Annotated in this window: 12 protein-coding genes and 1 pseudogene; all 13 read right to left on the bottom strand. The window is 64.8% G+C overall.

Annotation, left to right across the window (positions count from 1 at the left end; all coding sequences use genetic code 11):
- A pseudogene (locus tag CJ197_RS15495) lies at nt 1–318 on the bottom strand (hypothetical protein); the annotation flags it as partial.
- Nucleotides 315–4,418, bottom strand: a complete 4,104-nt coding sequence (locus tag CJ197_RS04450; RefSeq protein WP_102235535.1) for a peptidoglycan DD-metalloendopeptidase family protein — start codon at nt 4,416–4,418, stop codon at nt 315–317. The pseudogene CJ197_RS15495 and the gene CJ197_RS04450, both read right to left, overlap by 4 nt.
- A gap of 37 nt (nt 4,419–4,455) precedes the next feature.
- On the bottom strand, nt 4,456–4,794 hold the full coding sequence (locus CJ197_RS15845; protein WP_102235534.1) for a DUF5361 domain-containing protein: 339 nt from the start codon (nt 4,792–4,794) through the stop codon (nt 4,456–4,458).
- A gap of 77 nt (nt 4,795–4,871) precedes the next feature.
- The gene (locus CJ197_RS04440; protein ID WP_102235533.1) at nt 4,872–5,243 is read right to left on the bottom strand and encodes a hypothetical protein; all 372 of its coding nucleotides are present in this window, start codon (nt 5,241–5,243) and stop codon (nt 4,872–4,874) included.
- A 162-nt stretch (nt 5,244–5,405) separates the two neighbouring features.
- The gene (locus CJ197_RS04435; protein WP_102235532.1) at nt 5,406–6,002 is read right to left on the bottom strand and encodes a hypothetical protein; all 597 of its coding nucleotides are present in this window, start codon (nt 6,000–6,002) and stop codon (nt 5,406–5,408) included.
- Nucleotides 5,999–6,193 (bottom strand): hypothetical protein, encoded by a 195-nt coding sequence (locus CJ197_RS04430; RefSeq protein WP_102235531.1) that lies wholly within the window; start codon nt 6,191–6,193, stop codon nt 5,999–6,001. Before CJ197_RS04430 ends, CJ197_RS04435 begins: the two co-directional genes overlap by 4 nt.
- Nucleotides 6,193–6,579 (bottom strand): hypothetical protein, encoded by a 387-nt coding sequence (locus CJ197_RS04425; protein ID WP_102235530.1) that lies wholly within the window; start codon nt 6,577–6,579, stop codon nt 6,193–6,195. Before CJ197_RS04425 ends, CJ197_RS04430 begins: the two co-directional genes overlap by 1 nt.
- A 3-nt stretch (nt 6,580–6,582) precedes the next feature.
- Nucleotides 6,583–6,834, bottom strand: coding sequence for a hypothetical protein (locus CJ197_RS04420; protein ID WP_102235529.1), 252 nt, complete (start codon nt 6,832–6,834; stop codon nt 6,583–6,585).
- The gene (locus tag CJ197_RS04415; RefSeq protein WP_102235528.1) at nt 6,834–7,211 is read right to left on the bottom strand and encodes a hypothetical protein; all 378 of its coding nucleotides are present in this window, start codon (nt 7,209–7,211) and stop codon (nt 6,834–6,836) included. Before CJ197_RS04415 ends, CJ197_RS04420 begins: the two co-directional genes overlap by 1 nt.
- On the bottom strand, nt 7,202–7,603 hold the full coding sequence (locus CJ197_RS04410) for a hypothetical protein (protein ID WP_102235527.1): 402 nt from the start codon (nt 7,601–7,603) through the stop codon (nt 7,202–7,204). Before CJ197_RS04410 ends, CJ197_RS04415 begins: the two co-directional genes overlap by 10 nt.
- Nucleotides 7,604–7,615: 12 nt before the next feature.
- Nucleotides 7,616–7,786: a hypothetical protein gene (locus CJ197_RS15095; protein ID WP_158239367.1), complete on the bottom strand. Its 171-nt coding sequence runs from the start codon at nt 7,784–7,786 to the stop codon at nt 7,616–7,618.
- 1 nt (nt 7,787) lies between these two features.
- Nucleotides 7,788–8,795: a major capsid protein gene (locus tag CJ197_RS04405; protein ID WP_102235526.1), complete on the bottom strand. Its 1,008-nt coding sequence runs from the start codon at nt 8,793–8,795 to the stop codon at nt 7,788–7,790.
- A gap of 2 nt (nt 8,796–8,797) precedes the next feature.
- A complete protein-coding gene (locus tag CJ197_RS04400) occupies nt 8,798–9,178 on the bottom strand; it encodes a hypothetical protein (RefSeq protein WP_102235525.1) in 381 nt (126 codons plus the stop codon).
- Nucleotides 9,179–9,184 lie beyond the last annotated feature (6 nt).

Genomic DNA, 9,184 nt, shown 5'->3' with positions numbered 1-9,184 from the left:
CGACCCCGCCGCCGACTGGGCTATCTCACGCCCACCGAGGCATTCGCTCGACTGCTCGCCGGCGAGCCCCATGTTGCTTCGACGCCTTGACATCGCCGTGGACTCAGCAAGCATCCCCATGGTGATGGTTCTACCCGTGCGGTAAGACGCCGTCGCGAACGAGCCATGACTGAGTCGCTCAACGTTCTCAGCACGAACACCAACGCCACCTATCCACCCGGTCAACTCGGAGAGGAGCCACCCCTCAGCATGACCGTCATGGTCATACTGCGCCGCGAAGCGACTCCCCTCCGGTGTTTCTAGGACCGCGGTAATCATGCGAACACCACCCTCCGGGCCTCGTGCATCATCGACTCAAACTCGCGCCGCATACGATGCTCAATCTCGCCATCCAAATCGATCTGCTGAGGCGAATAATGGAAATGCTGACCGCCCCCGCCATTGCTAGCAATAGCCGTCAGTGCCTCCGACTCACGCGGCGGCAGTATCTTCTCTGGACGCCGAGTCTTGTTCGCAATCACCGACAGACCAGGTGGAACTTCCCCGCCCTGGTCGTACAGCGTCGGCCGCACCAGGCCGCCTTCGGCGTAACCTCCGGGCCTGTCGTAGGCCTTTTCAAGGTTGCCGTAGCGGGCCATCGCGTACCTGATCGACGCGAGAATGTTCGACAGCGGATCCCAAATGTCCTTGTCGTATCCCGGCCGCGCATACGCCCTGAACGTCGGGTCTATGACCTGCATGAGGCCCTTCGACGGCACACCGTTACGGGCGTTGACGTCCCAGTTGTTGATCGCTCGGGGGTTGAAGCTGGATTCCTGGTTCATGCGCCGCATGAGAGACGCCAGGCGCTTCGGGCCGAGCTGGCCCTCCATCTGGAGCGCCTGCGTTGCTACCGGAGCCCACCGGGTATACCCGGCCGTGGCGTCCAGCTTGTCCGACGCCCAGTCACCCAACTCCGTGAGCTTCCGCGACGCCCAATCGACCGCGCCACCAATCAGCTTCTGCGGCACCTCGAACAGCATGTCGCCGAACGGCGTCGAACCGACTCCCTCGCGAACCTTGGACTTCAACGAGTCCCACAAGCCCTCAAACGGGTTCCACAGGCCACCACCATCATCATTCGCGCCAGTCCCTGCGACACCCGCGCCCTGCAGGTAGGGCGCGGGGTTCACGTAGGAGCCGTCGCGCGCGATGGAGAAATGAAGGTGCGGCCCCGTCGACCGGCCCGTGTTGCCGGGCCAACCGATGATCTGCCCCTTCGTCACCCGCTGCCCCAACTGCGCGCCGAAACGCGACAGGTGATGGTAGCCAGCGACGATGCCGGGCATGTTCGTCTGCATCGCGATCTTGTTGCCAGCCGGGCCGGTGGTGGTGCGAGACACAATCGTCCCATCCGACACGGCGAGCATCGGCGTCCCCACAGGCGTGGGGAAATCCATGCCGCCATGTAGTCGACCCCACCGCATCCCGAACCCAGAGTTCGAGGCGAAATGCCCGCGGAACGGCTTCACCCAGCCACCCGACGCGTACCCACCCAGAATGCCTTCCAGGGCACGCGCGCCACGGCGATTCAGATCATCCAGGAACCCTGGCGCGTTACGCCGAAGATCATTCTGCGACTCCTTGCGAATCACGAACTCATCCGCATGGACAACACCAGCAGGCTGATACTTCGAGCCCGGGCCAGTCCACCCGCCAGCGGCCCAGCCGACCGAGAACTTCTTCTCGTCGATCGTCCCGACACCGAACGTACCCGCGACCGTGTTGTACTTCTTCACGATCCCGTCACGGATGATGTCCTGGACAACAAACTTGACCGGAGCCTTCGCGGTGTCCCTGATCTTCTCCCAGGACTTCTTCACCGAGTCCCGAAGGCTGGTGAATGCATTCTTCACACCACCGGTCACCCGATCAAACATCGGCTTGATCGTGTCGCGGAACCACGTCGCAACCGGATTAATCGCCTTGTCCTTGATGAAGGCCCAGGCGTTCTTGATGCTGTCCCGCATCGTGTTGAAGCCATACTTCAGATTCCCGATCACGTTCGAGACAATCGGCCACGCCGTGTTCTGGAACCACGACACGACGGCGTTGATCGACCACTTGATCGCCGACCAGTACAGCCCCAGTGCCACCTTCAGCGCCGCGAAGTACTTCCCAATCCAGCCGATGACTCGCTGAATGATCGGCCACGCGGCGGCGATCAACCAGTTCACGACCACCGAAATCGCGGCCTTGATCCCAGCCCAAGCTGGCTTCAACGCGTTGTTCCACAGCCACATCGCAGCGCTGGCGATCGCATCCCACGCTCGCTTGATCAACGGCCACGCAGTGTTCACGATCCAGCCAGTGACCGCCCCAATGACGGTCTTGATACCGTTCCAGGCCGGAGCGAGCACGTTCTTCCACAACCACAACGCCACAGGGGCGATCACGTTCTGGAAGTAGAACTTCAGCATGTCGATGTAGAGCAGCACCGCAGTCACGACAACCGCGATAACCGTCTTGATGCCCTGCCAGGCAGGCTGCATCACGTTCTGCCACAGCCACATCGCGGCCGCACCGATCGCAGACCATGCGGCCTGCAGCCCCGGCACGAGAGTCCCCGTAACCCAGTCACCGACCACAGCAATCGCCGTCTTGATCCCGTTCCAGGCAGGCAGGATCGCGGAGCTGTACAGCCACAGCGCGCCAGCAGCGATCCCGTCCCAAGCGGCCTGCAGGTAGGGCAGGGCCGTGTTCATGAACCAGTCCACGACCGCGGCGGCGGCGTTCTTGGTCGCGCCCCAGATCCGAGTCCAGAGCTTCTGCCCCGTCTCCGTCTTCGTGAAGAAGTACACGAGCCCCGCTGCGAGCAGCGTGACGCCCGTGATGATCAGCCCGATCGGGCCGGTCGCGAAGCGGATCGCCGCGCCAAGCATCCGAGTCGCCACAGCAGCGGTCTTCGACGCGATGGCGCCGGCCTTCGTCGCGATCGTGCGTGCACGCTCAGCGAGCGTCGCCCGAGTTGTCGTCGCGGTGTTCGCGCTAGTCGCCGCGGTGAGGCGGATCTCCGCCATAGTTGCCCGTTCCCGCGCGACCGCGGCCGCGAGAGACGTGACATTGCGGGCGATCTGCACGGGTAGTGTCGCAAGGTCCGCGGCGCGCTGCGCAGTGACCGCCGCGGTCACGCCCTGCGTCGCGACCTTGTACGCCGCAAACCCCGCGATGAGGATAGGAAGCAGCTTAACGACGGTGTCGGAGTGCTCCGCGAGGAACCCCATTGCAGACCCGAGGAGCTCCAGCCCCGACGCCAAAAGCGTCGGCGACGCCGCGCCGATCTGGCTGAGTGAACCGCCGATCGATGACAGAGCCCCGCCCGCACCGCCACTGAGCGAACCGAAGAAGCCGCTAACGCTCGTGAAGTCGATCCCCGACACGAATCCCTTCACGCGCTCGAAAAAGTCGAGCACCACCTGGGGATCGAACGTGTCAATCTTCGAGACCAAGCCGTCGAAGAACCCCTCGATCCCGACTGTTGCTGCAGGGGTAAATGCCCCGAACAGTTGGTCCAGAACTGGTCCGAGCTTTTTGGTTACCGCCTGCACGGTTGCTTGAATGCCCTGAGCGCCAGCCTTCACCATCGGCATGAACCGGGTGGCGATATCAGCGCCGAGCTTCGAGAAGCTCGTGAGCATGTTCGCGATCGAACCGCGGGTTGTGTCGCCCATCGCGGTCGCAACGCCGCCAGCTGCCTGGCGAGCAGCCTGCTCGAAGGTGGCGAAGTCGATCTCGCCCTTCGAGGCCATTTTCTTGACCTCGTCCTGGGACTTACCCAGCTGATCACCGAGGGCCTGCCAAATCGGGATACCGCGCTGCGCGATCATGTTGATGTCGCCCGTGTACGCGGTGCCGACAGCGGCGACGGTGTTGAAGATCCCGCCGATCTCCTCCATCGGAGCCTTCGCGCCCGCGGCAACGTTCGCGACGGTCTTCATCGTCTGCTCTAGCTGCTCGCCCGGCTTGATGCCCGCGGCGACAGCTCCGGCGGCAGAAGTCGCGGCGGCATCGAGGCCGAAAGCTGTGCCCTCGACGCTGGCGAGGGCGTTGCCCATGATCTTCTCAACAGACTCGGTGTCGTGTCCGAGCCCTCGCATCATCGCCTGTGCGTCCTCGATGCCGAGCGCTCGGTTGATGCCGCCCTTCAGAGTCAGGCCTGCGATAGCGCCAGTGATGACCCCGCCGATCTTCAGCCCGTTCTTCAGCGTCGACGTGATCGACTGCCCGAGCTTCGACCCGATGGACCGACCGGCCCGGTCCGTTTCCGCCATGACTGCGGATCCGGCGAGCTGAGACCCGATGTTGCCGCGAACCCCCTGGATCGTGGGGATCAGACCGATCGCGGCGGTCGCGATGACAGGGTTGCCTCCAACGACCATCGGGCACCTCCTGGTATGCAGAGAGGAGGCGACACCGTTACATGGCGCGCCTCTCTACCTGTCGTCTTGCTTCGATAGCCCGCTGCCGACGCATGAACTCCTGCGCCTTCGCGTCCGCGGTCGACGCCTTCGCCTGCACGTCACCGACGAACGGCGGCGGCTCCTGCATCTGCGGGGGGTTCTTCCCCTTCGAGCCGTCCTCGGTCTTCCGCCACTCGAGCCGCTCGACGCGATTCTTGACGGCGAGGAGCCCGTGATACTCGTCGGACCACGCCCTCGGTCCGCCTGTCGCCTGCCAGACGCGCGACCCTGCGGGGAGTTGCGTGGCGAGGACCGCGGCTCGGCGGAGAGTGAGCCCGCCGCGCCACAGGTCCACCAGATCTATGCCGTACTCTCTGGCGAGGTCGGCCTCTAGCTCCTCCGGGAACTCCGAGAGGACCCAGAGGAGGCCGGTCAGTTTCCCTGACCTCCCGCCTCCATCAGCTCGGCGAACAGGTCGCCCATCTTCTCGGGGGAGACGAGGCCGGTCTCTTCGTCACGGGCGAGGTTCTTCAACTTCTCGCGATCCGCGCTGTCGAGGAGGACGTCGAGCATGAGGGGCAGGATCCCCTTCATGGAGTACTCCATGAACTCGTAGTCCTCAGAGACCTTCTGCTGGTACGCCTCGACGTGGACGGTGAACGTCTCGCCCCGCAGCTCGACGACGATGTCGCCCTTCGCCGCCTCGGCCTGCAGCGCCTTCACCTTCGCGCTGGTGGCCTTCTTCTTGTCGCCGGGGGTCTTCGCGCCCGCGGCCTTCGCCTTCTCGGCGGTGGTCTGAGACATGGTGACGGTCCTTTCGTGACGGTCCAGATAGTGGTCGTGACGGTCGAGAAGAGAGGGGGTGGTGCTGGGCGCGGACCGTCACGCACGCGCCCAGCACCGGACAGGCAGAAGCTCCCGCCACCACAGAGAGTGGAGAGAGCTTCGAGTTCGAGTAGCGGCAGATCAGCCGCCGGAGACCTCCGCGACCATCGCGGGATCGTTGGTGAGGATGTCGTAGCCGCCGTACACCGTCACGGTCTGCTCGTACATCGTGATCTCCGAGTTGGACGCGACCTCCTCGGGCCGCTCACCGGTCTCCCCGGAGGGGATGAGGTAGCGGTACCAGATGTCGCCATCCCACTTGTCGACGATCCACGAACGACGGTCGTTCGACTTCTTCGCACCCGACACCTTGATGCGGGACACCCTGCCCGTGGTGGTGTGCTCCTTAATGTCGTGGATCAGACCGAAGGTGAGGAGGGTCGTCTCAAGCGCGGTGAACGTGAACGTGTCCTCGCTCGTGGTGACCTTCTTCCGCACGACACGACCGCCCTGGTGACCGTTGAAGGTCTCGACGTTATCGTTGTGCGCGAAGTTCAGGCCGCCATCGGACAGCCAGCCCACGTTCTCGTGGTTCTCTGGGATGACGATGTTGTCGACGGACGGCATCACGGCACCGTGGTCGCCGACCCACACGGAGTCGAGCTCACCACCGTAGATGCGGGCGTTGTCGGGGTTCAGCCACGTCGCCTCCGTGGCAGTGGTAATCGGAACGCTCACTTCGAGGCCTCCTTACCGGCGGGAGCGGGCGCCACCTTGGCGGCGTCCTTTTCCTGGATCTTGATGGAGCCGCGACCCGCCAGCAGTCGCGCGAGCTGCGCATTGAGCTGGACCTTGTCACCGGCCTTGTACTTCTTCCCGTCGATCTCCTGGTTGTGGGAGACGACGGCATTGACCTTACTGTCAGCCATCACTGGCCCTTCCTGTGCGTACCCCGCAGGTACACCTCGTGAGTGAGGACGTAGCGGGGTGTGGATGAATCGGAGTCAGGAGAGTCCATCGGTGCCGAGATCTCCTCGACCCGATGCACCTTGACCCCGGAGAGAGTGACGCCCCGGAGGGCGAGCATCGCGGCGCGCACCTGCTGCGCGTCCGCCTGCGCGTCGATCTTGCTTTTGGCCCAGCACTCGAACGTCAACCGGGCGACGTCCGTGACCCCGTTGGCGAGGAACCCGCCCGTGCGGATCGTCCGCACGAACCTGTCCGGCCGAGTCGTCGGAATCGTGGTGACACAACGCAGCCCCGTCGCCTCGGAGAGATGAGCGTTGACGAGGCCCTGCGCGTTCGCGAACCCCATCGCTCACCACCTCATCTGGTCACGGACCCGCATCAGGGTGTGATTCCGGGCGTTGTCGCGAGCGGCCTCAGGAGTCTCAGCCGTGACACGACCGAGCGCGCGAGTCCTGCCGACCTCAACGGTCGACTCGTACCCGCGCCCTGCAGCCCTCGCGGCTACGCCCGTCCGCCGAGCAAGCTCGTCCTGCACGCCCTTCGACTTCAGCAGCTTGTCGATCTCGCGAGAGTTCAGCTTCACGTCGACGCGTCGCGCCATTAGCCAGCCACCTTCTCCGCGTTGATCTGCACGCATCCGATGCTGAGGCCGGGACGCCGGACACGCCCGAGCACGCCTTGACGTCGCGCCGGATTCGACCGGGCGTCGTAGATCGCGACCTCGCCAACGACTCCCCATCGACCCTCGTAGCCGGGGATCTCGAGCTCATCGTGAGCACCGACCCGCGTCGACTCTGGGGCGAGGATCGTCAGGCCAGTAACGACCAGGGACCGGTTCGCGTCCCCCGGCTCCTCCGAGGTGCGCGGGTAGATCGAGGTCACCTCTAGCTCGTACGGCTCGCCAGGAACCTTAATCTCGTCGCCCATCTCGTCCACGCCGGAGGTTCCGGCGGGATGGACGGTCACGGTCAGCGCCATGTGTCCACCGTCCTCGCCACGCGCCGCCCCACCCCCGTGATGCTGAGCATCTTCCGATGCTGGGCAGTGAGGGTGAGTGTGCCGGGGGAGTCGCCGCCGTACGTGATCGACCCCGACGCGGGGCCGTTCGACTCCTGCACGGTCCGGATCCCGCCAGGGTTGGCGAGCTTGCCGAGCACGAGATCGATCTGCACGTCCTGTGGGGCCTCGGCGTCAACGACACCGTCACGGATCCGTGCGGCGAGTACGGCGAGGGGAGCCTCGGCGAGGATCGCGCGTCGCGCACGATCCAGCCAGTAGCCCAGCACGCTAGGTTTGAGACCGTCAGTGACGCTCTCAAGGTCTGCGGAGGTCAGGTCGTCGGGCGTACCCCAGGTGATGCTGTCCGCCATTACGGACCCCCCTTACTTGGTGGAGGTGCCCTTCCGCGGAGCGGCCGGGGCCTTCTCCTTCGGAGCGGGCTTCTCAGAGGCGAACACCTCGCGACGGACACCCTTCGCGTCCGCCTCCGAGATGTCTTCGCCCGCGAGGCGGACCCGGCCACCGATCAGCACGTTCTCGATCAGCTTCGGCATGTCAGACCACCTTCAGGGATGCCGACAGGTTCGCATTCTTCAGGATCGGGAGGAACGTCGAGTCGGCCTCCACCACCGTCTTACCGGCGATGCCCTCGGTGTCCCACACAGCCGCGACCGCACCCGGCAGCTGACCACTGATCGCGGAGAACTCCGGCTTGAACGCCGACTCGGTGAGACCCCAGATCGTCGACCCGAGGTCGCTGGCCTGCCCATCGGTGTAGTCGGGCACGAGGATCAGGTTGTCCTCGGGCAGGAGTCGGGACTGGCCGATCTTCGCGTTGTACCGCACCAGCTGGGGCAGGTCGGAAGACAGCAGGATCTGATTCACCTGGTCCAGCGTCGCCGGACGGGACGTGTCCCCAATCTTCGACGCGAACTGTGCGTGGTTCAGGAACGCGTTGATCGCCTTGGTGGACGCGAGAGCGTAGGCGGGGCGGACGCCGCCGGACTTCTCTTCGTAGATGTCCACGAAGTCGGACAGCTGCGCGAGGGCATCGGACCCGTCAGCGTTCACGAGCTGCGCAAGGGTTGCGGTCAGCTCCGGGTCACGCCCGAAGTCCTCGTCCAGCCCAAAGTTCGCCTGATCGATGAACGCCTTACCAGTCGCGAGGACGGTGGCGCGCTGCCGTCGCGCAGCATTTGCGATGGCCTGCGCGACCTTATCGGCGGCACGCAGGATCAGGTTCGCGTAACCCTCCCCACCGGCGACACGGGACAGTAGAGCATCGGACTCGGACACGGGAATGCGGGAGGAGAACGCTACCAGGTCGATGGTGCGACGCTTCCGGGCGGCGAGGTCGAGCGTCCCAGGCTGGGCGTCCCAGTCGCGGGCCTCAGCTTCGGGGGTGACCCCGGCCTCACCGACAGCGAAACGCACGTTCACGTTGTCGATCAGCTGGTCGGGGAGAATTCGCGCAAGCGGGTCCTGCTCGGTGTATGACTCCAGGCGTCCGCGCACGAACCCGGTGATCTCAGCGGGGGTGAGGTGCTTAGTGTTCAGTGCCATGGTCAGGCCTCCTCGACGATGATGTGGGTCAGCGCGGCCGCGGGGGCGGCGGTGAGGACTGCCTGAGCGGCCAGGGAGAGGCGGGAGCGGCGCACATGCGCCTGCCGCATCACGGCCACGTTCAGGGCACCCTCAGCGTCGGTCACACGGTCGGAGACCGTGAACCCCACCTGATCGGTCTCACCGATCACGGGGGACGCCTCATCTGCGGTGTAGATAGTGGCGGTGCCATCCGCGGCGATAACGACGGGGGACAGTGCGGGCACGGTCCCGTCCTTAACGTCGGCGGTGGCCTTGAAAGTGGTTGCAGTGTCGAGCCCAAGGAGGGATGCCAGGGCCTTACGGCTGGGCGTGCCCCCCAGGGTTTCTTCCTTGATAGCCATCAGATG

It is taken from the genome of Brachybacterium sp. UMB0905 (assembly GCF_002871795.1).
Classification (GTDB): domain Bacteria; phylum Actinomycetota; class Actinomycetes; order Actinomycetales; family Dermabacteraceae; genus Brachybacterium.
Note: the sequence above shows the minus strand (reverse complement) of the source record. Positions and strands in the feature narration are given on the sequence as shown.